General features: G+C 71.7%; 25 protein-coding genes. 13 read left to right on the forward strand and 12 right to left on the reverse strand.

From position 1 onward, the window contains the following. Positions 1 to 157: 157 nt before the first annotated feature. Both ACFWPQ_RS43175 and ACFWPQ_RS43180 read left to right on the forward strand, forming a co-directional pair. A complete protein-coding gene (locus ACFWPQ_RS43175) occupies positions 158 to 1051 on the forward strand; it encodes a glycosyltransferase family 2 protein (protein WP_384048022.1) in 894 nt (297 codons plus the stop codon). Positions 1052 to 1546: 495 nt separating this feature from the next. Continuing rightward, the gene (locus ACFWPQ_RS43180) at positions 1547 to 4975 is read left to right on the forward strand and encodes a BTAD domain-containing putative transcriptional regulator (RefSeq protein WP_384048024.1); all 3429 of its coding nucleotides are present in this window, start codon (positions 1547 to 1549) and stop codon (positions 4973 to 4975) included. Here the strand turns inward: ACFWPQ_RS43180 and ACFWPQ_RS43185 are convergent, their stop codons facing one another. Further along, positions 4976 to 6664: a bifunctional 3'-5' exonuclease/DNA polymerase gene (locus tag ACFWPQ_RS43185; RefSeq protein WP_384048026.1), complete on the reverse strand. Its 1689-nt coding sequence runs from the start codon at positions 6662 to 6664 to the stop codon at positions 4976 to 4978. A gap of 67 nt (positions 6665 to 6731) precedes the next feature. Continuing rightward, entirely contained in the window at positions 6732 to 7520 is a 789-nt protein-coding gene (locus ACFWPQ_RS43190) for a Clp protease N-terminal domain-containing protein (RefSeq protein ID WP_384048029.1), read from the reverse strand. 147 nt (positions 7521 to 7667) lie between these two features. Here ACFWPQ_RS43190 and ACFWPQ_RS43195 point away from each other — a divergent pair, with 147 nt between their 5' ends. Beyond that, complete coding sequence (locus ACFWPQ_RS43195; RefSeq protein ID WP_384048032.1) at positions 7668 to 8804, forward strand: DUF2786 domain-containing protein; 1137 nt, start codon at positions 7668 to 7670, stop codon at positions 8802 to 8804. 135 nt (positions 8805 to 8939) lie between these two features. On the opposite strand, the gene ACFWPQ_RS43200 is transcribed toward ACFWPQ_RS43195, so the two are convergent. The 4 genes from ACFWPQ_RS43200 to rpmB form a co-directional block, all read right to left on the reverse strand. Continuing rightward, a complete protein-coding gene (locus ACFWPQ_RS43200; RefSeq protein WP_384048035.1) occupies positions 8940 to 9464 on the reverse strand; it encodes a DUF4232 domain-containing protein in 525 nt (174 codons plus the stop codon). 175 nt (positions 9465 to 9639) lie between these two features. Beyond that, positions 9640 to 10116, reverse strand: a complete 477-nt coding sequence (locus tag ACFWPQ_RS43205; RefSeq protein ID WP_384048080.1) for a hypothetical protein — start codon at positions 10114 to 10116, stop codon at positions 9640 to 9642. A 180-nt stretch (positions 10117 to 10296) separates the two neighbouring features. Beyond that, positions 10297 to 10602 carry a 30S ribosomal protein S14 gene (rpsN, locus tag ACFWPQ_RS43210; RefSeq protein ID WP_384048038.1) on the reverse strand — a complete coding sequence of 102 codons (306 nt, stop codon included), beginning with the start codon at positions 10600 to 10602 and terminating at the stop codon, positions 10297 to 10299. An 18-nt stretch (positions 10603 to 10620) separates the two neighbouring features. Further along, complete coding sequence (rpmB, locus tag ACFWPQ_RS43215; RefSeq protein ID WP_384048041.1) at positions 10621 to 10857, reverse strand: 50S ribosomal protein L28; 237 nt, start codon at positions 10855 to 10857, stop codon at positions 10621 to 10623. Between the two features lie 74 nt (positions 10858 to 10931). Between rpmB and rpmG the strand changes: the two genes are divergently transcribed. The 4 genes from rpmG to ACFWPQ_RS43235 all read left to right on the forward strand — a co-directional run bounded on the left by rpmG (position 10932) and on the right by ACFWPQ_RS43235 (position 13265). Beyond that, complete coding sequence (rpmG, locus tag ACFWPQ_RS43220) at positions 10932 to 11096, forward strand: 50S ribosomal protein L33 (RefSeq protein WP_384048043.1); 165 nt, start codon at positions 10932 to 10934, stop codon at positions 11094 to 11096. A gap of 9 nt (positions 11097 to 11105) precedes the next feature. Beyond that, positions 11106 to 11366, forward strand: coding sequence for a type B 50S ribosomal protein L31 (locus tag ACFWPQ_RS43225; RefSeq protein WP_384048046.1), 261 nt, complete (start codon positions 11106 to 11108; stop codon positions 11364 to 11366). Continuing rightward, entirely contained in the window at positions 11366 to 12595 is a 1230-nt protein-coding gene (locus ACFWPQ_RS43230) for a CobW family GTP-binding protein (protein ID WP_384048049.1), read from the forward strand. The genes ACFWPQ_RS43225 and ACFWPQ_RS43230 overlap by 1 nt, the downstream gene beginning before the upstream one ends. Before the next feature lie 451 nt (positions 12596 to 13046). Beyond that, a complete protein-coding gene (locus tag ACFWPQ_RS43235) occupies positions 13047 to 13265 on the forward strand; it encodes a DUF397 domain-containing protein (protein WP_089100703.1) in 219 nt (72 codons plus the stop codon). Between the two features lie 90 nt (positions 13266 to 13355). Here ACFWPQ_RS43235 and ACFWPQ_RS43240 read toward each other — a convergent pair whose 3' ends face one another. Beyond that, complete coding sequence (locus ACFWPQ_RS43240; RefSeq protein ID WP_384048052.1) at positions 13356 to 13835, reverse strand: ATP-binding protein; 480 nt, start codon at positions 13833 to 13835, stop codon at positions 13356 to 13358. A 354-nt stretch (positions 13836 to 14189) separates the two neighbouring features. On the opposite strand from ACFWPQ_RS43240, the gene ACFWPQ_RS43245 reads away from it, so the two are divergent. From ACFWPQ_RS43245 to ACFWPQ_RS43255, 3 genes are all read left to right on the forward strand, one after another. Continuing rightward, positions 14190 to 15014: a helix-turn-helix transcriptional regulator gene (locus ACFWPQ_RS43245; protein WP_361286697.1), complete on the forward strand. Its 825-nt coding sequence runs from the start codon at positions 14190 to 14192 to the stop codon at positions 15012 to 15014. A gap of 154 nt (positions 15015 to 15168) precedes the next feature. After that, entirely contained in the window at positions 15169 to 16629 is a 1461-nt protein-coding gene (locus ACFWPQ_RS43250; protein WP_384048055.1) for an aldehyde dehydrogenase family protein, read from the forward strand. Positions 16630 to 16748: 119 nt separating this feature from the next. After that, positions 16749 to 17285 carry a DinB family protein gene (locus ACFWPQ_RS43255; RefSeq protein ID WP_384048058.1) on the forward strand — a complete coding sequence of 179 codons (537 nt, stop codon included), beginning with the start codon at positions 16749 to 16751 and terminating at the stop codon, positions 17283 to 17285. 116 nt (positions 17286 to 17401) lie between these two features. On the opposite strand, the gene ACFWPQ_RS43260 is transcribed toward ACFWPQ_RS43255, so the two are convergent. Further along, positions 17402 to 18811 (reverse strand): glutamate decarboxylase, encoded by a 1410-nt coding sequence (locus ACFWPQ_RS43260; protein WP_384048061.1) that lies wholly within the window; start codon positions 18809 to 18811, stop codon positions 17402 to 17404. 49 nt (positions 18812 to 18860) lie between these two features. Next, positions 18861 to 20147 carry an ion channel protein gene (locus ACFWPQ_RS43265; protein WP_384048064.1) on the reverse strand — a complete coding sequence of 429 codons (1287 nt, stop codon included), beginning with the start codon at positions 20145 to 20147 and terminating at the stop codon, positions 18861 to 18863. Between the two features lie 158 nt (positions 20148 to 20305). Here ACFWPQ_RS43265 and ACFWPQ_RS43270 point away from each other — a divergent pair, with 158 nt between their 5' ends. After that, positions 20306 to 21076 (forward strand): MerR family transcriptional regulator, encoded by a 771-nt coding sequence (locus ACFWPQ_RS43270; RefSeq protein WP_384048067.1) that lies wholly within the window; start codon positions 20306 to 20308, stop codon positions 21074 to 21076. Between the two features lie 19 nt (positions 21077 to 21095). Here ACFWPQ_RS43270 and ACFWPQ_RS43275 read toward each other — a convergent pair whose 3' ends face one another. Next, positions 21096 to 21461 (reverse strand): YbjQ family protein, encoded by a 366-nt coding sequence (locus tag ACFWPQ_RS43275; RefSeq protein ID WP_361285995.1) that lies wholly within the window; start codon positions 21459 to 21461, stop codon positions 21096 to 21098. Positions 21462 to 21602: 141 nt separating this feature from the next. On the opposite strand from ACFWPQ_RS43275, the gene ACFWPQ_RS43280 reads away from it, so the two are divergent. Then, the gene (locus tag ACFWPQ_RS43280; RefSeq protein WP_384048083.1) at positions 21603 to 22472 is read left to right on the forward strand and encodes a DedA family protein; all 870 of its coding nucleotides are present in this window, start codon (positions 21603 to 21605) and stop codon (positions 22470 to 22472) included. Between the two features lie 96 nt (positions 22473 to 22568). Here ACFWPQ_RS43280 and ACFWPQ_RS43285 read toward each other — a convergent pair whose 3' ends face one another. Together ACFWPQ_RS43285 and ACFWPQ_RS43290 are read right to left on the reverse strand one after the other, a co-directional pair. Further along, a complete protein-coding gene (locus ACFWPQ_RS43285) occupies positions 22569 to 24224 on the reverse strand; it encodes a threonine/serine exporter ThrE family protein (RefSeq protein ID WP_384048071.1) in 1656 nt (551 codons plus the stop codon). A gap of 129 nt (positions 24225 to 24353) precedes the next feature. Continuing rightward, positions 24354 to 24845 carry an inorganic diphosphatase gene (locus ACFWPQ_RS43290; RefSeq protein ID WP_089099927.1) on the reverse strand — a complete coding sequence of 164 codons (492 nt, stop codon included), beginning with the start codon at positions 24843 to 24845 and terminating at the stop codon, positions 24354 to 24356. Positions 24846 to 24969: 124 nt separating this feature from the next. Between ACFWPQ_RS43290 and dacB the strand changes: the two genes are divergently transcribed. After that, on the forward strand, positions 24970 to 26586 hold the full coding sequence (gene dacB / locus ACFWPQ_RS43295; RefSeq protein WP_384048074.1) for a D-alanyl-D-alanine carboxypeptidase/D-alanyl-D-alanine-endopeptidase: 1617 nt from the start codon (positions 24970 to 24972) through the stop codon (positions 26584 to 26586). Positions 26587 to 26628: the final 42 nt, after the last annotated feature.

Below are 26628 nucleotides of genomic sequence, written 5' to 3' on the forward strand. Positions count from 1 at the left end.
CGCCCGGCCCGCGTCCGGTGTGTGTGGGCATCCGCGCGGCGCCACGAGGCAGGCCCATTTATGGAGTATCGACCTACCTGTGGTGACGCCTTGGTGAACAATGGCCATCCTTGGGGACAGGTGCGGCTGCAGCCGTCGGCCGGATGGGGTGAGGGGCATGCAGGAGCCGAGACTCGGGGTTGCCGTGGTGACCATGGGGAACCGGCCCGACGAAGTCGACGCCCTGCTGCTGTCCGTCGCCAAGCAGGACCTCGCCCCCGACCGCATCGTGATCGTCGGCAACGGCTGCCGGCTGCCCGAGTTCGCCGGCCGTCTCGACCTGCCCGGCGAGGTCACCACCGTCGACGTCGAGGACAACCTCGGCTGCCCCGGCGGCCGCAACGTCGCCCTCGCCACCCTGCGCGCGTTCGGCGACGTGGACGTCGTCGTCGAACTGGACGACGACGGACTGCTCGTCGACGTCGAGGTGTTCCGGCAGGTCTGGGATCTGTTCGCCGCCGACCCCCGCCTCGGCATCGTCGGCTTCCGGATCGCGGACGAGCACGGCGTGACCCAGCGCCGGCACGTGCCGCGCGTCGGCAACGCCGACCCCCTGCGCGGGGGTTACGTCACCGGGTTCCTCGGCGGCGGCCATGCCCTGCGCATGGACATGCTCGTCGAAACCGGCGACTGGCCCGCCGAGTTCTTCTTCGCCCACGAGGAGACCGACCTCGCCTGGCGGGCCGCCGACGCAGGCTGGAAGATCCTCTACGCGCCCGAGCTGCTCCTCCAGCACCCCCGGACCTCGCCCGCCCGGCACGCCGTCTACTTCCGGGTCACCGCCCGCAATCGGGTGTGGCTGACGCGCCGTCGGCTGCCCTTGCCGCTGATCCCGGTCCATCTGGGCGTCTGGATACTGATCACACTCCTGCGCACCCGTTCGACGGGCGGCCTGCGGGCCTGGTTCGCGGGCTTCGCGGAGGGACTGCGCGAGCCGGCCGGGGAGCGTCGCCCCATGCGTTGGCGCACGGTCTGGCGACTCACCAGACTGGGCCGCCCACCGGTCGTCTGAATCCGGCCCACCGACCCGACCGACCCCACCGGCCCACCGGAAACGCGGGAATACGGAAACGCGGGAACCCGGGAATGTGGGAACGGGGGAAGTCATCCGCGAGGTGGGACGAGGGTCCCGGTCGATCACCTCCGCCGACCGGGACCCTCTTGCGTCCCCGGACCCAGGCCTGCGGCGACACTCCCCCGAGTTACGCGATCTACGCGTGCACCGTCCGACCCGATCCGATGCGAAGATCACATCAGGGTTCGCCAACGGATCGCTAACATGTGGCCAGCGGTTCTCCCGGAGGTCGCTAGGCGGTTGGCGCGAAGCCGCCGTGCGGCTCCGGGAACGGCCCGGAAACCCAGCGGATTCCGGCTCCGACCGGCACAGAGAAGGTGGCGGGAAATCATCCCCTACGGGATGGAATCCCGCCAGGATCCAGGACCGGCGGATACGTCCGCCGTGCGGCGCGGTCGGCCATGGCCGTGCGGGAAGGCGACGGGCGGAGTGATGCGGCGGTACGAGCTGCGGTTCGGACTGCTGGGACCTCCGGTTCTCTACGACGCGTCCGACGTACGCCCCATCGGCAGCCCCAAGGTGCGCGTGCTGCTCGCCGCGCTGCTCCTGGAGGCAGGGCGGGTCGTCTCCGTCGACTCGCTCAGGGAGGCCCTGTGGGGCGGGGCGCCTCCGGTGTCGGCGCGCGCCTCGCTGCACAACCACGTCACGCGGCTGCGTCGGCTCCTCGACGACCCGGAGCGGCTGCGGGCCGTACCGCCCGGGTACCTGCTGCGTGTCGACGACGGTGAGCTGGACGTCGACGTGTTCGACGCCCGGGTGGCACAGGCGCGCGCGGCGCACGGGCGGCGGGAGTGGACGCCGGTGCTGCGCGCCTGCGCCGACGGTCTCGCGCTCTGGCGCGGCAGCCCGCTCGGCGGCCTTCCCGCCGACTTCGGCGGCCGTGCCTTCGTACAGCGCCTGGAGGAGGCCCGGCTCCTGCTGCTGGAGTGGCGCCACGACGCGGAGCTCGCCCTCGGCGGGCCCCGGCTGGGCGGTGTCGTACCGGAGTTGGCGGCACTCGTCGCGGAGTACCCGCTCCGGGAGGCCTATCACCGCCAGCTGATGCTCGCCCTCCACCGCACCGGCCGCCAGGCCGAGGCCCTCGCCGTCCACCGCGACCTGCGCAACCGCCTGAGAGACGACCTGGGCATCGAGCCCGGCCCGGCGGTCCGCCGGGCCCATGTGGAGGTGCTGCGGGGGAGCGGCGCGGTGGGGGAGGCGCTGCCGCACGGGGGTGGCTCGGACGAGGACTTTCCACTCAAGGACAAGGGTGCCCTGGCCGACGGGGTGCTGGACGAGGGTGAAACGGGTGCGGGCGCATCGTGGCCGGTCGCGCCCACGCGGCAGGGCCGCACATGTCACAGCCCCGCGCCTCTGGAAGGCGCGTCAACGCACCGTCCTTCGAAAGGAGGGGACGCCGACGACCGAACGAAGCCCGTCCACGCCCCGGACGGCCCCGTCGCGCCCGGTTCTACGCGCGACGACTCCCTGACCCCCCGCCCCGCCCAACTCCCCCCACCCCCGGCCCACTTCACCGGCCGCACCGCCGTCATCGAGGAGCTGGGCCACACCCTCGCTCCGCCCCGCCTCCCCGCGGCCGCCGACGGCGATTCCGCCCCACAGGGGCCACCCGCACCCGACGACGAAACCGTCACGGGTACTGCGAGTGGGAACACGAGGGCCGAAGGCGAAGCCGAGGCCACAGCCACCCCCGCCCTCACCGCGATCACCGGCATGGCCGGCGTCGGCAAGACCGCCCTCGCCCTCCACGTCGCGCACCAGCTGCGGGATCGTTTCCCCGACGGTCAGCTCTACGTCAACCTGCACGGCGCCACCCCCGGCATGCCCCCGCTCGCCCCCGGCCAGGCGCTCGCCGCACTGCTCAGGGATCTCGGCGCCGATCCCCGCAGCATCCCCGAACACCCGGACGCGGCCACCGCGTTGCTGCGCTCCCTGCTCGCACCGACCCGCACCCTCCTGCTGCTCGACGACGCGGCGAACGCCGCCCAGGTGCGGCCGTTGCTCCCCGGCGGCCCCGGCTGCGCGGTGATCGTCACCAGCCGTTCGCCGCTCACCGCGCTCGACGGCGCGCGCCGGTTCCCGCTCGGGCCGCTGACCGGCGAGGACAGCGCGGCGCTGCTGCGCGCGGTCAGCGGGCGCGCGGAGATCGGCGCCGGTCACCCGCTGGTCGGCCTCACCGGCAGGCTCCCGCTCGCCCTGCGCGTCGTGGCCGCCCGGCTGGCCGCCCGCCGCGCCCTCACCCCCGAGGTGCTGGCCGGTCAACTGGCCGCCACCGAGCGCAGGTTGCACCACCTCGAATACGACGACCTGAGCGTCCGGCGCTCTCTCGCCGTGGCCCATGACGCCCTCGCCGCCTCCGACCGGGCTCCGGACCGCGACGCCGCCCTCGTCCTGCGCCACCTCGGCGCCCTCGACCTGCCCACCTACGGCGCCCCCCTGATCGCCCGGCTCACCGGCACCGACGAGCGCCGCGCCGAGGCCGCCCTGGACCGGCTGGTCGACGTGGCCCTCCTGGAGGAGACCGCGTACGGCCGCTACACCCCGCACGACCTGGTCCGGGACTTCGCCCGCGAGCTGGCGCAAGACCCCGACGGCGCCCACCGCACCGACGGCGCCCACCGCACCGACGGCGCCCACCGCACCGACCGCACCGAGGCCGCTCTCACCGCCCTGCGCTGGTTCGCCGCCGTCGCCGAACGCGCCCTGGTCGTGATCGTCGAACCCGGACTCGACCGGGGCGACCGCCGCCGGCCCACCACCGCCCAGCCCCCCGAACACCAACCGTACGCCGCCGCCCTGCCGCCCTTCGAGTACGCCGAACACGCCTTCGCCTGGGGCGACATGGAGCTGGAGAACATCGTCGCCCTGGTGGAGCGGTACGCCGACACCGCCGACGCACGGATCAGCGCCTACCTCTCCACGCTCGTCCGCCTCCTCTACCCCTACGTCCTGCGCAGCGGCCGGGTCGCCGAGATGGAGGTACTCGGCACAGCCGCACTGGCCGCCGCCCGCCGCCTGGGCGACGAGCCCGCCGAGGCGTACGCCCTCGGCGACCTCGCCGGTGTGCGCTTCCTCACCGGCCGGCAGCGGGAGGCCCTCGCCCTGACCGACGGGGCACTGGTCCTGTGGCGGCGGCTGGGCGCGGCGTCCTGGATCCGGCGCGGCCTGAACAACCGAGGGCTGCTCCTTGAGGGGCTCGGCCGGTACGACGAGTCGGGCGAGGCCCTGCGGCAGAGCCTGGACTACTCCCGGCAGCTGAACGACCCCTACGGCGAGGCCGTCACCCACAGCCATCTCGGCAACCTCTACGAGCACACCGACCCGGGCGCCGCCATCGAGCAGCACCGGCGCTCACTGGCGATCGGGGACACGATCGGCGCCGTCATCCTGCAGCACTCGGCGCACTGCAACATCGGCTACGCCCATCTCCGCCTCGGCGAACCGGCGGCCGCCGCCGCACACTTCGAGGAGAGCCTGCGTATTCTCGGCGGTCACGGCGACTGGCACGGCGAGTCCCAGACCCGGCTCGGCCTGGTCCGCGCGCTGCGTGCCCTCGGCCGTACCGACCGCGCCCACCACGAGTGCGCCGAGCTCCTGCGCCGCGCCGACGCCCGCGCCGACCGCTACAGCGGCGGTCTCGCCCGCCACCAGCTCGGCCTGCTCCTGCGCGAACAGGACCGCACGGGCGAGGCGTACGGCGTCTGGCGCGAGGCCCTCACCGCCCTGGACGGCACGGACGAAGCGGACGTCCTCACCGAACTGCGCGACCTACTGGCACCCGCCGCCCCATCCGACCGATCCGATCCATCCGACCGATCCGTTCCATCCGGCCGATCCGACCGATCCAGTTCCTCCGGCTGATCACTTCGCGTCGGCATAGCACTCCACCACCGCCGTCGTGAACGGGAAACGCACCGGTGTCTGCCCGAACGTCAGCCGTCCCGCCAGGTCGGCCGCCTCCCGTATCGCCGCCACGACCGCCTCGGTCTCCTTCTCGGGACAGTGCACGATCACCTCGTCGTGCTGGAAGAAGACCAGCTCGGCCGCCATGTCCGCGCAGGTCCGGCGCAGCGCCGCGAGCATCAGCAGGGCCCAGTCGGCGGCGCTGCCCTGGACCACGAAGTTGCGCGCGAAGCGGCCCCGGGCCCGGGAGTTGGTGGAGGCGTACCCCGGCACCCAGCCCTCGGCCGCATGCTCCTCCGGCTCCTCCTGGGGCATCCCCGCCTCCTCCGTGCCGTCGCCCGCACCGGTCGCCGGCGGACAGGTCCGGCCCAGCCAGGTGCGCACCAGCCGGCCCTCCTCGCCCGCCCGCGCGGCCTCGTCGACGTAGGCCACCGCCTTGGGGAAACGGCGTCTGAGCGCGGCCAGGTTCTTCAGGCCGTCGCCGGAGGTCTGGCCGTAGACCGCGCCCAGGACGGCGAGCTTGGCCTGTGCGCGGTCACCGGAGAACGCGCGGTCGGAGACGGACTGGTAGAGGTCGGTCTCCCGCCCGGCGACCTCCATCAGCCCGGGGTCGCGGGAGATCGCCGCCAGCACGCGCGGCTCCATCTGGTCGGCGTCGGCCACGACCAGCCGCCAGCCGGGGTCGGCGACCGCGGCCCGCCGGATCACCTTGGGGATCTGCAGAGCGCCCCCGCCGTTGGTCACCCAGCGCCCGGTGACCGTGCCGCCCGCGTGGAACTCGGGCCGGAACCGGCCGTCACGCACCCAGTCCTGGAGCCAGGTCCAGCCGTGCGCCACCCAGATCCGGTACAGCTTCTTGTATGCGAGGAGCGGCTTCACGGCCGGGTGGTCGACGGTCGACAGCTCCCAGCGGCGGGTGGACTTCACCTTGATCCCGGCCTGGGCGAAGGCCTTGACCACATCGGCCGGGAGATCCGGGCGCACCCGCCTGCCGAACGCGGCCGACACCTCGTCGGCCAGCTCGGCCAGCCGGCGTGGCTCGCCGCCGCCCGCGTACCGCTCGCCGAGCAGTTCGCGCAGCACCTCGCGGTGGACCTCGGCGCTCCAGGGCAGGCCCGCGCGGTTCATCTCGGCGGCGACCAGCATCCCCGCCGACTCGGCGGCGGTCAGCAGCCGCATCCGCTCCGGGTGTTCGGCCCGGTCGTGCCGGCGCTGCTGCTCGGCGTAGACCGTGAGGAGCTCGTCGAGCGTCAGGCGGGCGGTGCCCTGCGGCTCGAACAGCGGTGACTGCGCGCCCGGTTCGGCCGCGCGCGGCGGCGGATCGGGTGGTACGGGGCCGCCGCGGAGGCGGGCCAGGGCGGCGGCGGCCGAGTGCGGCTCGCCGGATCGTCCCTCGTGGCCCAGCAGCAGTGTCTCGGCGTCCTCGATGTCGTAGCACCGCTCCACTCGCACCCCCGTGGCGAGCAGACGCGGGTAGACCTCGGCGGTCGACCGCCACACCCAGCGTGTGACCTCCGGGCGGTCCCCGACCGCCGCGGCGAGATCGGGCTCCCGCCGCACCGGGCCGGCGGGCAGCCCGTCCGGACCGAGGGGGGCGACGTCCACGCCACCGTCCTCGGCCGGAGCGAGAGCCCACCGGTCGGTCATGCTGCGAGTCTGACACCCACCACTGACAATCGCTCTGACCTGCGGATTCGACAATTCTCCGGGCTGCTCAGCCCGCCCCGCCCGCCTCCGCCGCGCCCGCCTCCTGCGCCGCGCCCGCCGCCTCCGACACCGCGTTCTTCTGTTCCAGCAGCAGTCCCAGCACCTTGGCGATGTACTGCTCGGTCGCCGACTTGGTGACGCCCAGTTCGCTGAGGACGCCGTGGCCGTTCTCCTGTTCCAGGAGGGCCAGCAGCAGGTGTTCGGTGCCGATGTAGTTGTGGCCGAGGCGGAGGGCCTCGCGGAAGGTGAGTTCGAGGGCCTTCTTGGCCTCCGGTCCGTAGGGGACGAGGTCGGGGACGTCGTCCGCGGCCGACGGGAGCGCGGCCGTGGCCGCCTGGCGCACGGTGTCCAGCAGGACGCCCTGCGCGAGGATCGCCTTCGCCGCGATGCCGTCCGGTTCGGCCAGCAGGCCGAGGACCAGGTGCTCGGGGCGGCCCTCGGCGTTGCGTGCCGCGACGGCTTCGTTGTGGGCCGCCATCACCACGTTCTTCGCGCGCGGGGTGTAGCGGTCGAAGCCCTGGCTGGGATCGAGGGCGGTGGACTCCTTCGGCACGAAGCGCTTCTGTGCCGCTTGCCGGGTCACGCCCATGCTCTTGCCGATGTCGGTCCAGGACGCGCCGGAACGCCGGGCCTGGTCGACGAAGTGGCCGATCAGGTGGTCGGCGACGTCGCCCAGGTGGTCGGCGGCGATCACCGCGTCCTGGAGCTGGTCGAGGGGTTCGGGGTGCACCTTCTTGATCGCCGCGATGAGGTCGTCGAGGCGTACGGATGCCGTGATGTTCGGGTCGGTAGCCATGTGTCAACCGTAGGTTGACACCCTTCCTCTGTCAACCGTCGGTTGACATCTGGCCTGCGGATGAGCCGGGCCAGGGGAATCGGTGCGTTATCCACAGGGTGTGGACGGCCGCCGACCGCTGCCGGCGCCGCATGGCACGATCGACACGTGACCAGCAGCCAGCCCAGCACCGTCGACCGAGCCTTCCAGAGCGCCCTGTACGACGACACCGACTCCGGCCTCGACACGGGCGCGTCCCTCCTCGCGGCCGACTCCGGCACGGACGCGGAACTCGTGCACCGCGGCCGGGAGTTCGTCGCGGCGGCCTGGCGGCGCGGCTGGCAGCCCGCCGACGTCGTACGACTGGTGCGGCGCGAGCTGGACGACCCGCATGTCCGGCTCGCCGCCGGGCTGATCCGGGCGCAGGCACCGGACGACCGGCCGCGTGGCCCCCGCTGGCAGGCGCAGCTCGACGCACTGCCGCAGCAGGACGGCCACGCGCGCGTGGGCGACCGCTTCTCGCACGCCACCGCCGTCCTGGAGCTCTACCGCCTGCTCCTGCGGCTGCCCGCCCTGGAGCCCCTCGACGAGCCCCGGCCCGCGGCGACCGCGCACCGTCCGCAGTCCCGCATGCTCACCCGGATCCGCGCGCTGCTCGCCAAGGCCGAGGCGACCGGGTACCCCGAGGAGGCGGAGGCGCTCAGCGCCAAGGCCCAGGAACTGATGGCCCGGCACAGCGTCGACGAGGCGCTGCTCGCCGCGGGGGCGCCCGCGCCGGACGCGCCGGGCGCCTGCCGGATCGGGGTCGAGCCGCCGTACGAGCAGGCCAAGGCGGTGCTGCTGGACGCGGTAGCCACGGCCAACCACTGCCGCGCGGTGTGGAACGAGCCGCTGGCCTTCTCCACGGTCGTCGGTTTCGAGGCGGACCTGGAGGCGGTCGAGTTGCTCCACACCTCGCTGCTGGTGCAGGCGACACACGCGATGACGAAGGCGGAGGCCGCGCAGCGGGCGGGCGGCCGCAAGCGCACGAAGACCTTCCGCCAGTCCTTCCTGGCGGCGTACGCCCACCGGGTCGGCGACCGCCTCAGAGCGGCGGCGCAGTCGGCCGTGGCCGAGGCCGAGGCACCCCAGGCCCTGCTCCCGGTCCTGGCCACGAGAGAGCTGGCCGTGACCGACCGCATGCACGAGATGTTCCCGGACACCACCACGACCCGCCTGCGCGGAGTGACCGACGAGGCAGGGTGGACAGAAGGCACAAGAGCAGCAGACCAGGCCCAGGTCCACTCCCACACCCAACTCCCCTGAGGCCCGACACCCCTCCGCGCCCTGAAGGGGTGCGGGGCTGTATTTGATTTGCGGCTCCGCCGCGTGGGCGCGAAAAGCCCCCACCGGCGGCCGGCCGAAAAGCGACCGCACCGCCCGCGAACCGGCCTCCTCGACTCAGTCCCCCGCCTGCTGGAACGCCCCCACCGCGGCGTTCGGCTTGTCCGCCGCCCCCTTGCCCGCCACCGCCCCGTACTTCCACGGGAAGCTCTGCGTCGTGTCGCTCCCCGGCAGGGACACCGTCACCGAGGTGGCCGCGAGGCTCGCCCCGTCGCCGTCCTTGCCCCGCACATAGCTGATCGAGAACGTCGCCGAGTCGCCCTTGGCGAGCTTCAGCTTGTCGGCCTTCGCACCCGACTGCGCGGCGACCGCCGCCGACGTGCCGCCCGCCTTCAGCGTGACCCCGGCGAAGCCGTCCAGCGTGCACGGCGCGCTCTGGTTGGTGATGCTCACCGGCACCTCGCCGGTGTCCCCCGCGGCCGGCGCGACGCTCGCGGAGCCGACCTGGACGGAGACCTTCCCGATCTCGCAGGCCGAGCTGTTCTTGCCACTGGAGCCCGAGCCGCCGTTGTCGCAGGCGGTCAGGGTCAGGGCGGCGGCGACAGCGGTGACGGCGGTGACGGTGAGCGGAATGGCGCGCATGAGCAGTTCCCCATCGAGGTCGTGACGGTGTCCCAGCATCATCACGCCCCGGCCCGGGCCCCGCGCGCCCGCCCCCGCCCATGACCGCTTCCGATGTGTTTTCGCCCGACCGCTCGGCCCGGCGAAAACAGACCTGAAGCGGTCATGTACGGCCCTACTGCCTACTGCCTACTGCCTATTGCCCAAGGCTCGCCGTCGGGAGCCCCGACGGCAGCTTGCCGCCCTCGGCCTTGGTGTAGGTCTCCTCGCCGGATTTTCCGGACCAGGTGACCTTCATGCCGCTCTTGCTGACCGAGTCGACCATTCCGGTGACCCGGTCCTTGCTGCCGTTCGTGCAGGTGAGATGGATCATCCGCATCCCGGCCTCCTCACCGGCGGTCCCGCTGCACACGGACCCGCCGGTCTCGAAGAGCCCGGCCTCCTTGCCGGTGACCACCAGCGCGACGATCTTCCCGCCGCTCGTGGTGATCCAGCTGCCCTGCAGCGCGTCGGAGGAGGCCGTGGAGTCCTCCGAACCGGCCGTGGCGGTGGCGGCCGCGGACGACGTGCCCGACGGGGTGGCCGAGGAGTCGCTGTCGGAGTCACCGCCGCTGCTGCACGCGGTCAGCGCGAGCGCGCCCACCAGCCCCGCGGCGGCGGCCACGATCCGCAGAGCCGGCCGTGTGTTCGCCGCGGTCGTCCCCGCCGAAGCGGTCTCCGTCGACGCCGACGGCGACGCCGTCTCCGTCCGCGCCGTACCCGTACTCGCCGTAGCCGTGGTCACCGCAACGCTCCCAAGCTCTAGGGGGTCGGCCGCCCGGCCGCCCGGACGACAGCGGCAAGCTACCAGCACTCACCAGGAGGACTTGCGTACGCCAGGTAGGTATCCGCTGTGGGCCTGGTCCCGCAGATTGACCCGGGACAGACCGAACGCGCGGAAGTAACCGCGCGGGCGGCCGTCCACCTGGTCGCGGTTGCGGACACGCGTGGCGCTCGCGTCGCGCGGCTGGTGCCGCAGCTCACGCCCGGCGGCGAGGCGCTCCGCGGCGGTCGAGGAGGGCCGCCGGAGGATCTCCTTCAGTTCGGCCCTGCGCACGGCGTACCGCGCGACGACTTCCTGCCGACGCTCGTTCTTCGCGATCTTGCTCTTCTTCGCCATACCGGTGCCCCGCCCCCGTCAGACCTTCACGCCGCGTGCCCGGATGCGGGCCACGGCCGCCTCCACGCCGATCGTGTCGACGGCCCTGACGGCGCGTGCGGTCAGCCGGAGCCGCACGTGCCGGTTCTCGCTCGGCAGCCAGTAGCGCCTGGTCTGGATGTTGGGGTCGAAGCGGCGGGAGGTCCGCCGGTGGGAGTGGGAGATCCGGTTGCCGAAGCCGGGCTGGGCGCCGGTCAGCATGCAGTGGGCGGACATGGTGACGTACCTCTCTCGCGCTGAGGACCCAGAAGCCGATGCTAATGGGATTCATTTTCAGTAAGGTATCAGTCATGGCACGCAACGAACTCCGCCCGGTGACCAGACTCCGGTCCACCGCAGGGACCGGCTACACCTACGTGACCCGCAAGAACCGCCGGAACGACCCGGACCGCATGACCCTGCGCAAGTTCGACCCGGTCGCCGGCCGGCACGTCGACTTCCGAGAGGAGCGCTGAACCCCCGTCATGCGCAAGGGAATCCACCCCGCCTACGGGCCCGTCGTGTTCCGTGACCGGGCCGCGAACCACGCCTTCCTCACCCGCTCGACGCTGGCGGGCGGGAGCACGGCCGGGAAGACGATCGAGTGGGAGGACGGCCGGACCTACCCGGTGGTCGACGTCGAGATCTCGGACGTCAGCCACCCCTTCTACACCGGCACCGCCCGCGTCATGGACACCGCCGGGCGCGTGGAGCGCTTCGTGCGGCGGTACGGAAAGCAGGGCTGATGCATCCCTCCGGCCCGAACCCCTCCGGTCCGAACCCCTCCGGTCCGAACCCCTCTGGCCCGAACCCCTCCGCCCGGCTCCCCGTCGTGATCGTCGGCGGGCTGCACGCCGACGCCCGCAGGCAGGCTGTCGCCCGGCTGCTCGCCGACGTCCGGGGGAGCGTCGTACTCCACCACGACCTCGCCACGGCCGCCGACGGCACGGTCGTACGGACGGTCCGGGACGCCTCCGGCCTGCTCTCCACCGGCGAGACGCCCCTGGTCGACGACTGCGCGTGCTGCGCCCTGCGCGAGGACCTGGTGCCCGAGCTGCGGCGGCTCGCGGCCGAGGGCGCCACCCGGCTCGCGATCGTCGAGCTGTGGGACTCCGTCGAGCCCAGGGCGATGGCCGAGGTCGTCGTCGCCGGCGGGCTCACCGTCACCGGCGTGATCACCGCCGTCGACCCGGCGCTGCTGCTGCCGTATCTCGGCAACGGCGACGACCTCGCCGACGCCGGGCTCGCCGCGGCCGCCACCGACCGGCGCACGGTCGCCGACACCTTCGCCCGGCAGCTGGAGTACGCCCCCGTCCTCGCCGTCCTCGACTCCCCGGAGGCCGACGACGAGGACTGCGAGCTGCTCGCCCAGCTCCACCCGACAGCCCGCCAGGTCCCCCTCCCGGGCGGCCACCCCGGGGACCTGGCGGGCACCGCAGGCGCGCTGGCCAGGGCGGCCCTCGCCGGCTTCGACGCCGAGGCGGCCGCGGCCGCCCAGCACCCGGCCTGCGCCCTGCTCCCCGCGGAGGCCGACGGCCACGGCGTCGCCACCCTGGTCTGGCAGCGCAGGCGGCCCTTCCATCCCGAGCGGCTGTATGCCGCCCTGGAGGACCTGACCTGCGCGGCCGCCCGCAGCAGGGGCCGGTTCTGGCTCGCCGGCCGGCCCGACGTGCTGCTGCACTGGGACGCGGCGGGCGGCGCCCTGTGCGTGGAGAGCGCGGGGCCGTGGCTCGCCTCCCTCCCGGACGCGGCCTGGGACCTGGTCCCGCCGGTCCGCCGGGCCGCCGCCGCCCTCGACTGGCACCCGGAGCACGGCGACCGCTGCCAGCACCTGGTCTTCACGTCCCCCGGGCTCGACCGCGACGGGCTCGAACGGCTGCTGGAGTCCTGCCTGCTGACCGACGCCGAGTACGCCGCCGGACGCGCCGCCTGGGAACGGCTGCCGTCCGCCTTCGACACCCTCCTGGAGGTCTGACCGCTGCCCTACGGGACCGCCCGGTAGCACACGGGCTGTCCAGTGGCCCCGTCCCGATCCGGCCGATCTCGCTCACCGGACCGTCACACGGACGCTGGAACACGGGGGCCGGGGTACGCGTCCTTTCCTAGTGCATGGAGGATTCGATCCGGACGGTCCCGTGCGGGTGGCGGCGCGCGGGATCATGGACGGGGGCCGGTGGTCGCATGCCCTGCGGCGACCGGGGCAGACGCTGGAACGGGTTGAGTAAAGCGGACGTCAAAGCTGTAACCGCAGGAACACCCCCCGTGCACGTGCATCTGCTCATGCATCTGCACGTGAACAAGGTTATGATCCGGGTCAGTTGACCGCTGCATCAATGGTCACATCAGCCAGTTAGTGCACCACCGGGGAGCGACCTGTGAACCTCGACGTTGACGGCGTGTACGGGGGGTTTGACGTGTACAACGGCATGGCTGCCACGCAGCTGGACGGAGTGGCCTGGCAGAAGAGCAGGCACAGCAACTCGCAGGGTTCCTGCGTGGAGTTCGCCCGGCTGCCGGGCGGCGACGTGGCGGTCCGCAACTCGCGCTTCCCGGACGGGCCGGCACTCGTCTACACGCGCGCCGAGATCGAGGCGATGCTCCTCGGTGTCAAGGACGGCGAGTTCGACCACCTGATCACGAGCTGACGGCGGTCACATCCGGGGCAACCCGGTGCGTTCGGCGCACAACGCTCGGTAACGCGCGTAGAAACCCGGCGTCCGAAGACGCCGGTTCCGTCATTCGGCGGACTGCAGCCGGAACAGTGCCCACACGACCTTGCCGTGGAGGGTGCCCGCCAGCGGGTGCCAGCCCCAGCTGTCACTGAAGGAGTCGACCAGGAACAGCCCGCGTCCCGACTCCGCCGCGAAGTCCTCGGAGTCGCGGGGGACGGGTGTCTCGTGGCTGGGGTCGCGCACCGCGCACACCAGCCGTCCGGTCCACCGCATCAGGTGCAGCCGCACCGCCGGCCCGTGCGGCGCGGCGAGGCAGTCGGTCTCGCCGGGCACCGCGTGCCGCAGAGCGTTGGTGACGAGCTCCGAGACGACGAGGCAGACGTCGTCGAAGCGGTCGCCGACGTCCCACTGGCCGAGCGTTCTCCGGGTGAACTGACGGGCTTCGCGCACCGCTTCGTAGCGGGCGGGCAGAGCACAGGAGGCGGCGTTGGACACGGCCGCGGGATCAAGCGGCGGAAGGCCCTGCCGTAATGGCTTGAGCATGGTCGATCCATTCGTCCCCATGCGAGGCACTCCCGGGAATTCGCGGTCGTTGCGATGCAGCGGTGGCGCGGGACCATGGTTTCGGATGCGCACAGCAGATGCAAGGGCAGATGCACGTGCACGCGACCGAATTGGACCCTCCCGTACCGCTTGTTGGCCATTTTTTCCGCCAACTTCCCGTCCTTGGCTCACTACCTGCTTGCAACTTCCTGTGCTTAAACTTTGGCCGCTTTCCGTTTCCGTAACCGGACGAGTACTGCTCGAAGTGTTTTAGTGGCAGACTGCGGGCCCTGAAGACGGTTGGGGAGGCTGGCGAACGTGAGCGCGGGAGAGCCCGGATCGGTGGTGCGGCGAATGCTGCTCGGCTCGCAACTCAGGCGGCTGCGCGAGGCCCGGGGGATCACCCGCGAGGCCGCGGGGTACTCGATCCGTGCCTCCGAATCGAAGATCAGCCGCATGGAGCTGGGCCGGGTGAGCTTCAAGACGAGGGACGTGGAAGACCTGCTGACGCTGTACGGCATCACCGACGAGGCCGAGCGCCAGCAGCTCATCTCCCTCGCCCGCGAGGCCAACGTGGCCGGCTGGTGGCACAGTTACTCGGACGTCCTGCCGACCTGGTTCCCCACCTATGTCGGCCTGGAGGGCGCGGCGCACCTGATCCGCGCCTACGAGGTGCAGTTCGTCCACGGCCTCCTCCAGACCGAGGACTACGCGCGCGCCGTGGTGCGGCGCGGTATGAAGGGGGCCAGCGAGGCCGACGTCGAGCGCCGGGTCACGCTCCGCATGGAGCGGCAGAAGTACCTGGTGGCCGAAAACGCCCCCGACTTCCACATCGTCCTCGACGAGGCCGCCCTGCGCCGGCCCTACGGCGACCGCGGGGTGATGCGCGGTCAGCTCCAGCACCTCGTCGAGATCTCCGAGCGCTCCAACGTGCGGCTGCAGATCATGCCGTTCAGCTTCGGCGGGCACTCCGGGGAGGGCGGCTCGTTCACCGTCCTCAGCTTCCCCGAGTCGGACCTGTCCGACGTGGTCTACCTGGAGCAGCTCACCAGCGCCCTCTACCTCGACAAGCGCGAGGACGTCGCCCAGTACGAGCAGGCCCTGAAGGAACTCCAGCAGGACAGCCCGGGACCGGACGAGAGCCGGGACCTGCTGCGCGGGCTGCTCCAGCTGTCGTAGATATATCGATGCACCTGGGGATTCCCCTAGATCATCGAACTGATGCCCCAACTGCCCTGTCACGCAAGTACGATGACGCGTGATCAGACCGTGATGTGGATGTGGACCGGGTGTCCGCATCGACTGCCGTCGCAGCAGGGGATCGAGGGATCACATGTCGTCCTATTTCACCGACCTGGCCCAGCAGTACATCGACGGTGAGTGGCGCCCGGGGACCGGTTCCTGGGACATCATCGACTTCAACCCGTACGACGGTGAGAAGCTCGCGTCGATCACGATAGCCGCGGTCGAGGAGATAGATGAGGCCTACCGGGCCGCCGCGCGTGCCCAGAAGCAGTGGGCCGCCACCAACCCCTACACCCGCCGCGCCGTCTTCGAGAAGGCCCTGCGCCTCATCGAGGAGCGCGACGCCGAGATCACCGAGGCGATCATCGCCGAGCTCGGCGGCACGCATCTGAAGGCCGCCTTCGAGCTGCACCTCGCCAAGGAGTTCCTGCGCGAGTCGATCCAGTGGGCGCTGCGCCCCGAGGGCAGGATCCTGCCCTCCCCGGTGGACGGCAAGGAGAACCGCGTCTACCGCGTGCCGGTCGGCGTCGTGGGCGTGATCAGCCCCTTCAACTTCCCCTTCCTGCTGTCGATCAAGTCGGTCGCACCGGCCCTCGCGCTCGGCAACGGCGTGGTCCTCAAGCCGCACCAGAACACCCCGATCGTCGGCGGCACCCTGGTCGCGAAGATCTTCGAGGACGCGGGCCTGCCCGCCGGCCTGCTCAACGTCGTCGTCACGGACATCGCCGAGATCGGCGACGCCTTCATCGAGCACCCGGTCCCGAAGGTCATCTCCTTCACCGGCTCCGACAAGGTCGGCCGGCACGTGGCCACCGTCTGCGCCTCGCTCTTCAAGCGCACGGTGCTCGAACTGGGCGGCAACAGCGCGATCGTGGTCCTCGACGACGCCGACATCGACTACGCGGTCGACGCCGCGGTCTTCAGCCGGTACGTCCACCAGGGCCAGGTCTGCATGGCCGCCAACCGCGTCCTGGTGGACCGCTCGATCGCGGACGAGTTCACCGAGAAGTTCGTCGCCAAGGTGAAGACCCTCAAGGCCGGTGACCCCAGCGACCCGCAGACCGTCATCGGCCCGCTGATCAACTCCCAGCAGGCGGAGTCGATTTCGGCCACGGTCGAGCAGGCCGTCGCCGAGGGCGCCACGGCCCTGCTGCACGGCACGACCACCGACAACCTGGTCGAGCCCTCGGTCCTCACCGGTGTCCCGGCCGACTCCGACCTGCTCCGGCAGGAGGTCTTCGGCCCGGTCGCCTTCCTCATCCCGTTCGACGGCGAGGAGGAGGCCGTACGCCTGGTCAACGACACCCCCTACGGCCTCAGCGGCGCCGTCCACACCGGCGACGTCGAGCGGGGCGTGGCCTTCGCCAAGCAGATCGACACCGGGATGTTCCACGTCAACGACGGCACCGTCCACGACGAGCCCGTCGTCCCCTTCGGCGGCGAGAAGCACTCCGGGATCGGCCGCCTCAACGGCGAGACGACCGTGGAGTCCTTCACCACCCTGAAGTGGATCTCGGTACAGCACGGCCGGAGCGGCTTCCCGTTCTAGAAGCCCGTCGGACCATCTCGGCTGCCCCGGGCCCTTTAGGACGCGATCTGTCCTAAAGGGCCCGTAGCTTCGGTCGTGTCAGGGAAACACCACCCGAACCCGAGGAAAGGCGGCCGGTCATGGTCACTCACGTTCCCGCGGAAGCACAGGGCGACGAGCGCGGAGCACTGCTCTCCTTCATCGAGGAGCAGCGCGGCGGCATCCGCCGGGCGCTGCTCGGCCTCACCGACGAGCAGGCGGCGAGCAAGCCCAGCGCGAGCGAACTGTCCCTGGCGGGTCTGCTCAAGCACTGCGCCGAGGTCGAGCAGAGCTGGATCGCCCGCGCCAGGCAGGAGCCGCCGGCGCTCGAGCGCGACCAGTCGAACTGGCACGAGACCTTCCAGCTGGTCGGCGACGAGACGGTGGCCTCCCAGCTGGCGTACTGGGAGCAGGTCGCCGCCGAGACCGAGAAGTTCATCCGCTCGGTCCCCAGCCTCGACGACACCTTCCCGCTTCCCGAGGCCCCCTGGTTCCCGGAGGGCAGCGTCTCCATGCGCTGGGTCTGCCTCCACCTGATCCGCGAGACCGCCCGCCACGCGGGCCACGCCGACATCGTCCGCGAGTCCCTGGACGGCAAGACGGCCTTCGAACTGGTGGCGCTGGAGCAGGGTTCCTAGCCTGGCAGCGCCGCCCTGGCAGCGCCCCTGAAAGGGGCGCGGGGAACTGCGCGATCAGCCACGACGCCGCCGCAGACGACATACGGCACATCGCACATCGGCACCTCCAGCGGAGCTCAGTGGTGGAAGCTGGTGGCCGCCCCCTTGTCGTGGGTCAGCGGATGCGGCTGCCGGCGCAGTTCCGGCAGCAGCCGGGACAGGTCCTCGACGAACAGGTCCGCCAGGTCCTTCGAGAAGCCGTTGCGGCACACCACCCGGAGCACGGACAGGTCCTCCCGGTTCGCCGGGAACGTGTACGCCGGCACCAGCCAGCCGTTCTCGCGCAGCCGCCGGGACACGTCGAAGACGTCGTACGCCGTCACGTGGTCCGCGGTGGTGAAGGCGAACACGGGCAGCTCGTCGCCCCGGGTCAGCAGCCGGAAGTCGCCGAGCGCCTCGACGCGTTCGGCGAGCCCGGTCGCCACGTCCCGGGACGCCTGCTGCACCGCGCGGTAGCCGTCCCGGCCGAGGCGCAGGAACGTGTAGTACTGCGCGACCACCTGGGCGCCGGGGCGGGAGAAGTTGAGGGCGAAGGTGGGCATGTCGCCGCCCAGGTAGTTGACCCGGAAGACCAGCTCCTCGGGCAGCGCCTCCTTCTCCCGCCACAGCGCCCAGCCGACACCCGGGTAGACCAGCCCGTACTTGTGCCCCGAGGTGTTGATCGACGCCACGCGCGGCAGCCGGAAGTCCCACACCAGGTCCTCGTCGAGGAAGGGCGCGATCATCCCGCCGGACGCGCCGTCCACGTGGACCGGGACGTCGATGCCGGTGCGTTCCTGGAGGACGTCCAGGGCCGCGCACAGGTCGGCGACCGGCTCGTAGGACCCGTCGAAGGTGGAGCCGAGGATGGCGACGACCCCGATGGTGTTCTCGTCGCAGAGGTCGGCGGCGGCCTGCGCGTCCAGGTGGTAGCGGTCGCCCTCCATGGGCACGAACCGGGGCTCCACCTCCCAGAAGTTGCAGAACTTCTCCCAGCAGACCTGGACGTTGATGCCCATGATCAGATTCGGGCGGGCGCTGCCCGGGTAGCGGTCGGTGCTGCGCTTCATCCAGCGCCGCTTCAGGGCCATCCCGGCCAGCATGCAGGCCTCGCTGGAGCCGGTCGTCGAACAGCCGATGGTGTTGGCCGGGTCCGGCGCGTTCCACAGGTCGGCGAGCATCGCCACACAGCGCCGCTCCAACTCGGCGGTGCGCGGGTACTCGTCCTTGTCGATCATGTTCTTGTCGTCGCACTCCGCCATCAGGACCCCGGCCTGGGGCTCCATCCACGTGGTGACGAAAGTGGCCAGATTCAGCCGGGCGTTGCCGTCCAGCATCAGCTCGTCGCGCACCAGCTGATAGGCGGTCATGGGCGGCAGCGGGCCGTCCGGCAGCCGGTGCGTGGGCGGGGCCTCGGCCATGCCGGCGACCGGGTTCGCCTCACCGAAGAACGGGTTGACGGACATGGGTCGCTCTTGGTGCTTCTGGGAACCTTTGTGCAGCGGCATGAGGAGTGCCTCCTGGACGACATGAACGACACGAGGGAATTCACAAGGATCAGCGCAGGGCCGTACCGTCCGCCCGCAACTGCATTCTCGGCCGCCCGGTAACCAACAACCACGCGGGCAGCGACGCGACGCACAGCAACGCGATGATGCTCGGCGAGGCCACCAGCACCGCGGCCGTGAACAGGCTCACCCAGCCCTGGCGGGTGATCGCCAACAGCATGCCCAGCACGCCCGCCGCCACGCCCACCGAGGGCTGGACCGCGGGCACCAGGGCGTGGGCGCACAGCCCGAGGGCGGCGCCGATGAACACCGACGGAAAGATCCGGCCACCGCGGAAACCACAGGCGGCGGCCACCAGCAGGGCGGTCAGCTTGACGACCGTCATCACCGCGAACTGCCCGGCCGACCAGCCCTCCGGGTCCTTCGCCAGTTCCGCGACCTCGTCCAGCCCCTTGAAGAGCGTCAGCGGGCCGCCCAGCGCCCCCAGAAGGCCCAGCACCAGCCCGCCGGCCGGCAGGGCCACCATGGGGTGCCCGAGGCGCCGGAAGGTCCCGTGGACGTAGGGGAAGGCGTACACGGCGCACATGCCGAGCACCGCGGCCGCGGAGGCGACCACCAGGGCCGCCACCTGGTCCGGCCAGTGCGGGTGGCCGAGCGGGGGCAGCCCGAGGTCCAGGGTCGGACGGGACACCAGAGCGGTCGTCATCGCGCCCGCCCCCGCGGCCATCAGCGGTCCGAAGAGGTTGTCCCACAGCGCCCCTTTCAGCGGCTTCCCGGCCAGCGCCTCGGAGATCACCAGGGCCGCCGCCACCGGCGTCCCGAACAGGGCGCCGAGCGTCGCCGCGTCGGCCAGCGCGGGCCACAGCGAGCCCGGTAGCCGGGGCATCGCGAGCCGCCCCAGCCACAGCGCGAGCCCGACGTTCACGGCGATGAGCGGGTTCTCCGGACCGAGGCTCGGTCCGCCCGCCAGCATCAGCACGGTCGCCAGCACCAGCCCCGGCAGCACGGCCGGCGGCAGCGCCACCGCCTCCAGGCCCAGGGTGGCCGGATCGGGCCCCGCGTGCCCGGGCACCTTCCACACCACCAGCCCCACCGCGATCCCGGTCGCCGTGAGCATCACCAGCATCCACAGCACCGAGTACCGCCCGATGCCGAGCGCGTCCGGCAGGCTGTTCCACAGCACGTGCTGCAACCGCTCGGCCAGCGAGCTCACCAGCATGAACAGCAGACTGCTGCAGACGCCGACGACGAGTGCGGGCAGGATCAGCGGCAGCAGGGCACGCGCGGGAGCCGCGGGCGGGGTGGGGAGCGCCTGCTGCGCGGTGTCCTGGGCCACGGGCTCACGATAAGCGGGCAAAACCGACACAACATCCCGAAGGTCGCCGACCCGAAGGTCGCCGACCCGAAGGTCGCCGACCCGAAGGTCGCCGATCGCAACGGGCTTGCACCTCACGTGACGTGAGGACCCAGGGTGGAGCGCGGAAAGGAGCGGACATGAGCTACTCGGTGGGACAGGTCGCCGGATTCGCCGGCGTCACCGTGCGCACCCTGCACCACTACGACGAGATCGGCCTGCTGGTCCCGGGCGAGCGCAGCCACGCCGGCCACCGGCGCTACGGCGACACCGACCTCGACCGGCTCCAGAAGATCCTGTTCTACCGGGAGCTCGGCTTCCCGCTCGACGAGATCGCGGCCCTGCTCGACGAGCAGGCCACCGGAAAGGCAGACCCCCGCGCGCACCTGCGCCGGCAGCACGAACTGCTGACCGCGCGGATCGAGCGGCTGCAGAAGATGGCCGAGGCCGTGGAACACGCCATGGAGGCACGCAGGATGGGCATCAACCTCACCCCCGAGGAACGCTTCGAGGTCTTCGGCGACAAGGACCCCGAGCAGTACGCCGAGGAGGCCGAGCAGCGCTGGGGCGGCACCGAGGCCTACGCCGAGTCGCAGCGCCGGGCCGCCCGCTACACCAAGGGCGACTGGCAGCGCATGAAGGCCGAGGTCGACGACTGGAGCGCGCGTTACGCCGCTCTGGTGAACGCGGCCGAGCCGCCGACCGGCGAACAGGCCATGGACATGGCCGAGGAACACCGGCGGCACATCTCGCTCTGGTTCTACGACTGCCCGCACGAGATGCACCGCTGCCTCGCCGCGATGTACGTCTCCGACGAGCGCTTCAAGGCCTTCTACGACGCGATGGCCCCGGGCCTGGCCGCGCACCTCAAGGAGGCGATCGAGGCGAACGCGGCCCGGCACCCGGTGTGACCGTCTTCTGAGGCCGGTCCTACTCCTTGTCGAGGACGACGGCGGTGCCGTACGCGCAGACCTCGGTCCCCGTGTCCGCCGCCTCGGTCACGTCGAACCGGAAGGCCAGCACGGCGTTGGCACCACGCGCGCGTGCCTGCTCGATCAGCCGCTCCATGGCCTGGTTCCGGGTCTGGACGAGCGTCTTCGTCAGCCCCTTCAGCTCACCGCCGATCATCGACTTCAGTCCCGCGCCGATCTGACTGCCCAGGTGCCGGGAGCGCACGGTCAGTCCGAAGACCTCGCCGATGACCTCCCGCACCCGGTACCCGGGAACGTCGTTCGTGGTGACGACCAGCACATCGGCCTGCGGTCCCTGACCGCCGCCGTACTCTTCGATACCCATGTCCACAGCCATTCCCCAGGCCGGGCACAGTCCATCCAGGTTCCACCGGTGGAACCTGGGGCGGACACATTACGTTGATAGCTTTGTGCGCCCGCACAAGGAAACCGACGTGCCTTCCCCCCTCAGGAGCCCGGAACCGTGATGACGCTCGCCCTCGGCCCGAGCTGGCTGGACCCGAACCAACTTCTCGACTCGTTCGGTATCTGGGGCCTGCTCCTGGTGGTCTTCGCCGAGTCCGGCCTCCTGATCGGCTTCTTCCTCCCGGGCGACTCGCTCCTCTTCACCTGCGGCCTGCTGATCACCTCGAACCAGCTGGACTTCCCGCTGTGGGGCGCCGTCGCCCTGATCTGTGTCGCCGCGATCCTCGGTGACCAGGCGGGCTACATGTTCGGAAAGAAGGTCGGCCCGTCGCTCTTCAACCGCCCTGACTCCCGCATCTTCAAGCAGGAGAACGTCACCAAGGCGCACGAGTTCTTCGAGAAGCACGGCCCGAAGTCCCTGATCCTGGCCCGCTTCGTGCCGGTGATCCGCACGTTCACGCCGATCATCGCCGGCGTCAGCGGCATGGCGTACCGCTCGTTCCTCACCTTCAACGTCATCGGCGGCGTCATGTGGGGCGCCGGCGTCACCCTGCTCGGCTCCTGGCTCGGCAAGATCGACTTCGTCAAGAACAACATCGAGGCGATCCTGATCCTGATCGTCCTCGTCTCGGTGGTCCCGATCATCATCGAGTTCCTGCGGGCCCGCGCGAAGGACAAGAAGGCGGCCCGCACGGAGCAGCAGCCGACCCCGCAGGCGACGGACTACGCGACGACCCAGCTCCGCCGCATCGAGCCGACGCACACCCCGCAGCAGCACCAGCACCAGCACCAGCCGCAGCCCCAGCAGCAGTACGGCCAGCAGCCCCAGTACGGGCAGCAGCAGCCGTACTACGACCAGGGCGGCTACAACCAGAACGGCTACGGCCAGCAGCACAACCCGTACACCGAGGACCACTACCAGGCGCCGTAAGCGAAAGCGCCCCGTAAGGGGCGCGGGGAACTGCGCGATCAGCCCCCACGCGCCCGCACCCGCCGTCCCACCGGAGCCCCCCACCCCACTGGGCGCTCAGAACCCCCTGGTCCGCTTCGCGGCCCTCCGCTTCCCGGCCGACCCCACCCGCAGGGTCAGCCGGGAGATCTCCGACCCCAGGTTGACTCCGATGGCGATCGCCATCGCGAGCGACGCCGCCTTGGCCAGCGACACCAGCCCCTTGTCGACCTCGTTCTGAGCCATCGACAGCAGCCCGAAATAGGTCGCCGACCCCGGCAGCAGCGGCCCGATCGCCGCCGTCGTGTACGGCAGCGCGGACGCGAACCGGTACCGCGACAGCAGCTGCCCGAACAACCCCACCAACCCGGCCGCCATCGCCGTGGAGGCGACCGGCGAGATCCCCCCGGCGTAGTGCATCGCACCGTAGACCGACCACGCGACGCCCCCGTTGAGCGTCACGGCCAGCACGGTGGATCGTTCCTGCTGGAGCAGCACCGCGAAGGTCAGCGACAGCACCATCGACGCGGCGATCTGGATCAGCGGCCGCTTGGAGACGTCGAGCGCCACGTCGGGGTTGAGCCGGCCGCCCAGCTTCACGCCGAAGTACAGGACCGTCAGCACCCCGATGACGATGCCCACGAAGAAGTACATGACCTCCAGCAGCCGTGCGGAGGCGGTGATGTAGAAGCCGGTGAGCCCGTCCTGGACGCTCGCGACCAGGGCCCGCCCGGGCAGCAGCGCGAACAGTCCACCGGTGACGACGGCGGACGCCGCGACGTCGACGTGGGCGAGCGAGAACGCGATCCCGATCGCGGCCGGCGGCATCGCGGCGGTCATGAACTGGTAGAACTCCGGCAGCCCCCGCCCCGCGCACAGCCACGCCAGCCGGTCACCGAGCATCGCGCCGACCGCGGCCGCCACGAACACCAGGAAGTCACCGCCGACCAGCACGGAGGCGGCCCCCGCGAGCAGCCCGCTCGCGGCGGTCAGCGCCCAGCCGGGGTACGGGTGCCGGTTGCGGCGGATCACCGCGAGCCGCCGGTAGGCCTCCTCCAGGGAGACATGGGTCTCGGGGTCGATGAGGTCGTCCACGAGCCGGAAGACGGCCGCGAGGCGCGTGTAGTCGGTCCCGCGCCGCCGCACCGTCCGGGACGCCGTCACCGGGTCGTCGACGAGCGAGGGCTGGTACGAGATCGACAGCAGCGTGAAGGTGACGGTCGGCTCGCACCGGTCGAGGCCGTACGACCGGCAGACCGCGAACATCGCGGCCTCCACGTCCTCCGCGCCCTCGCCGCCCGCCAGCAGCAGCTCACCGATGCGCAGCGTCAGGTCGAGCACGCGCGGGACGGCCGGACCGCCCTCCTCGGCCTTCTGCACCGGCTCCGGCGCCGGCCGCTCGGTCACCGGCATGCGCAGCATCGTGCGCATCCGGTCCTGCCAGGGCGCGTCCTTGACGAGGCTGACCGTGGGGAACCCGGAGGCCGGCGTGAAGGCGGCCGGGGCGTCGTCGGCGCTGTAGGCGCTCGGCGTGCTGAACGCCGACCCCTCCGCCCCGCCGCTCACCGGCTGCGGCGCCACCAGCCCCTCCGGCACGGTGAACTCCGACGTGGACTCGGACTCACCGCCGCCCTCGGGGACCGCGACGCCCGCCGGAACGGCGAACTCCGACGTGATCTCCGGGTCGTACCTGGCCTCGTCCGACCGGGGCTTGCGGTCCTCCGCCTCCGTCACCGTCGTAACGCTCCCTGAACGACATCTGCACGTAGGCCTCAGTATGCGCGTGACCGCACAGCGGACACGAAAAACGGGCCCCACGCGTGCGTGCGGCCCGTTTCCCGGTTACGGCCTGCCGGGGTGGTCTCAGTGACCGCCCGACTCCTTGAAGCGCTTGTACGACCGCTCGATCTCGACCTCGGCGTCGGTGCGGCCCACCCAGTTGGCGCCCTCGACGGACTTGCCGGGCTCCAGGTCCTTGTAGACCTCGAAGAAGTGCTGGATCTCCAGGCGGTCGAACTCCGACACGTGGTGGATGTCGCGCAGGTGCTCCACGCGCGGGTCGGTCGCCGGGACGCACAGCAGCTTGTCGTCGCCGCCGGCCTCGTCGGTCATCCGGAACATGCCGATCGCGCGGCACTTGATGAGGCAGCCCGGGAAGGTGGGCTCGTCCAGGATGACCAGCGCGTCCAGCGGGTCGCCGTCCTCGCCGAGGGTGTTCTCGACGAAGCCGTAGTCGGTCGGGTAGGCGGTCGAGGTGAAGAGACGACGGTCCAGGCGGATCCGACCGGTCTCGTGGTCCACCTCGTACTTGTTCCGCGAACCCTTCGGGATCTCGATCGTGACGTCGAACTCCACCGGTGGCTCCTCCATGATCAACACATAGTTCTGATGGTTAAGTGTCCCCCACGCAGGTGTGTGATCGCGAAAGGGGCTGGTGGTCGTGCCAGAGCTGAGGCCTTGGCAGTCCGCGAAACCGCGTGTGCGGAAGATCGCGGGCGCCGTGCGACCGCGGCTGACCCGCCTCGCGACCGCCACGAAACCGCAGGTCGCGCGGTTGCGGCGGGCAGTGGGACCGCACCTCGCACGCGTCACGCGCGCGACGGGACCCCGGCTGGCCACCCTGGTCCGCCCCCCTCGACCTCGGCCCCGCACCCTCAGGACCTGGCAGTACACCGCGGGCGCCGCCACGGCCGGGCTCGCGCTGGCCGCCGGTGCGGTGACCGCGGCGGGCCCCTGGGACGCCGACGGCCAGCGTACGGCCGAGCGGGACCGGGCCGCCGCCCTGGAGCGGACGGGTGGCACAGATCACGGCTCCGGTGCGCACTCCGTCACAGCCGACGGCGAGCCCAGCCCCGCGCCCAGCGCCGGATCCGTCCTGACGGGCCTGGGCGGCGGCACGAACACCGTGAAGTCGGCCCCCGCCGGGAAGTCCGCCGGAATCTCCGGGACGGCCGCCAGGGACCTCCTGGGGCCCCTGCTGGCCTCCTCGGCGCTCGGCAGCACCCGCACCGCCGTGGTCGTCGACGTGGCCACCGGCAGCCGCCTGTACGGCTCCGGCGCCGACACCGCCCTCACCCCCGCCTCCACCACCAAGATCGCCACCGCCGTCGCCGCCCTCTCCGCCCTCGGCCCCGACCACCGCATCACCACGCGCGTGGCCCTCGAACCGGGCACCAGGGAGGTCGTCCTGGTCGGCGGCGGCGACCCCACGCTGACCGCCCGCAAGGACGCGGCGGGCTGGGCCAGCCTGCGCACCCTCGCCACCAGGACGGCGAAGGCGCTGACCGCGCGGGGCATCAAGCAGGTCACCCTCTCGTACGACACCACCCTCTACTCCGGCCCCGACCTGCACCCCATCGGCGTCAACGGCAACCTCGCGCGCGTGAGCCCCCTGACCGCCGACGAGGGCCGCACCAACGACTCCGTCGAGGGACCCGTGACCCGGGTGAGCGACCCGGCGGCCGACGCGGCACGGAAGTTCGCGGGCTTCCTGGCGGACGCCGGCATCAAGACGTCGTCCCCCGGCACCTCCAAGGCGAGCAGCCGGGCCGACACCCTCGCCACCGTCTCCTCGCCGCCGCTGTCCTCGATCGTCGAGCGCATGCTGACCAACAGCGACAACGACATCGCCGAGGCCCTGGCCCGCCAGACCGCGCTCGCGAGCGGCAAGGCGGCCAGCTTCGACGGGGGAGCGGCCGCGATCGGCGCCCAGTTGACCAAGCTGGGCCTGCCGATGACCGGGGCCTCCTTCCACGACGGCAGCGGCCTGAACCGCGACGACCGGCTGACGGCGAACCTCCTCACCGCCCTCCTCGTCAAGGCCGCCGACGCCGACCACCCGGGCCTGCGCGCGGTCCTCACCGGCCTCCCCGTGGCCCACTTCACCGGCACCCTCACCGGCCGCTACACGGACGGCGCGGCGGGCGTCGTCCGCGCCAAGACCGGCACCCTGACCGGTGTCAACACCCTCGCGGGCACGGTCGTCGACAAGGACGGCCGCCTCCTGGCCTTCGCCTTCCTGACCTCGAACACGACAAATCCGGTGGAAGCCCAGGCAGCCCTGGACAGAACGGCGACGGCCTTGGCGGGCCTGTAACCACGCCCCGCCGCCCGCCGCCCGCCGCCCGCCGCCCGCCGC

Source organism: Streptomyces sp. NPDC058464 (assembly GCF_042721035.1).
GTDB lineage: Bacteria > Actinomycetota > Actinomycetes > Streptomycetales > Streptomycetaceae > Streptomyces.

Coding starts and splice junctions, on each gene's coding strand:
- ACFWPQ_RS43275 (WP_361285995.1), bottom strand. CDS start 21,461: ATGGGTATCGAAGAGTACGGCGGCGGTCAGGGACCGCAGGCCGATGTG.
- ACFWPQ_RS43240 (WP_384048052.1), bottom strand. CDS start 13,835: ATGCTCAAGCCATTACGGCAGGGCCTTCCGCCGCTTGATCCCGCGGCC.
- ACFWPQ_RS43245 (WP_361286697.1), top strand. CDS start 14,190: ATGCTGCTCGGCTCGCAACTCAGGCGGCTGCGCGAGGCCCGGGGGATC.
- ACFWPQ_RS43225 (WP_384048046.1), top strand. CDS start 11,106: ATGCGCAAGGGAATCCACCCCGCCTACGGGCCCGTCGTGTTCCGTGAC.
- ACFWPQ_RS43270 (WP_384048067.1), top strand. CDS start 20,306: ATGAGCTACTCGGTGGGACAGGTCGCCGGATTCGCCGGCGTCACCGTG.
- ACFWPQ_RS43235 (WP_089100703.1), top strand. CDS start 13,047: ATGGCTGCCACGCAGCTGGACGGAGTGGCCTGGCAGAAGAGCAGGCAC.
- ACFWPQ_RS43230 (WP_384048049.1), top strand. CDS start 11,366: ATGCATCCCTCCGGCCCGAACCCCTCCGGTCCGAACCCCTCCGGTCCG.
- ACFWPQ_RS43250 (WP_384048055.1), top strand. CDS start 15,169: ATGTCGTCCTATTTCACCGACCTGGCCCAGCAGTACATCGACGGTGAG.
- ACFWPQ_RS43180 (WP_384048024.1), top strand. CDS start 1,547: ATGCGGCGGTACGAGCTGCGGTTCGGACTGCTGGGACCTCCGGTTCTC.
- ACFWPQ_RS43280 (WP_384048083.1), top strand. CDS start 21,603: ATGACGCTCGCCCTCGGCCCGAGCTGGCTGGACCCGAACCAACTTCTC.
- rpsN (WP_384048038.1), bottom strand. CDS start 10,602: ATGGCGAAGAAGAGCAAGATCGCGAAGAACGAGCGTCGGCAGGAAGTC.
- ACFWPQ_RS43185 (WP_384048026.1), bottom strand. CDS start 6,664: ATGACCGACCGGTGGGCTCTCGCTCCGGCCGAGGACGGTGGCGTGGAC.
- rpmB (WP_384048041.1), bottom strand. CDS start 10,857: ATGTCCGCCCACTGCATGCTGACCGGCGCCCAGCCCGGCTTCGGCAAC.
- ACFWPQ_RS43255 (WP_384048058.1), top strand. CDS start 16,749: ATGGTCACTCACGTTCCCGCGGAAGCACAGGGCGACGAGCGCGGAGCA.
- ACFWPQ_RS43175 (WP_384048022.1), top strand. CDS start 158: ATGCAGGAGCCGAGACTCGGGGTTGCCGTGGTGACCATGGGGAACCGG.
- rpmG (WP_384048043.1), top strand. CDS start 10,932: ATGGCACGCAACGAACTCCGCCCGGTGACCAGACTCCGGTCCACCGCA.
- ACFWPQ_RS43190 (WP_384048029.1), bottom strand. CDS start 7,520: ATGGCTACCGACCCGAACATCACGGCATCCGTACGCCTCGACGACCTC.
- ACFWPQ_RS43200 (WP_384048035.1), bottom strand. CDS start 9,464: ATGCGCGCCATTCCGCTCACCGTCACCGCCGTCACCGCTGTCGCCGCC.
- ACFWPQ_RS43260 (WP_384048061.1), bottom strand. CDS start 18,811: ATGCCGCTGCACAAAGGTTCCCAGAAGCACCAAGAGCGACCCATGTCC.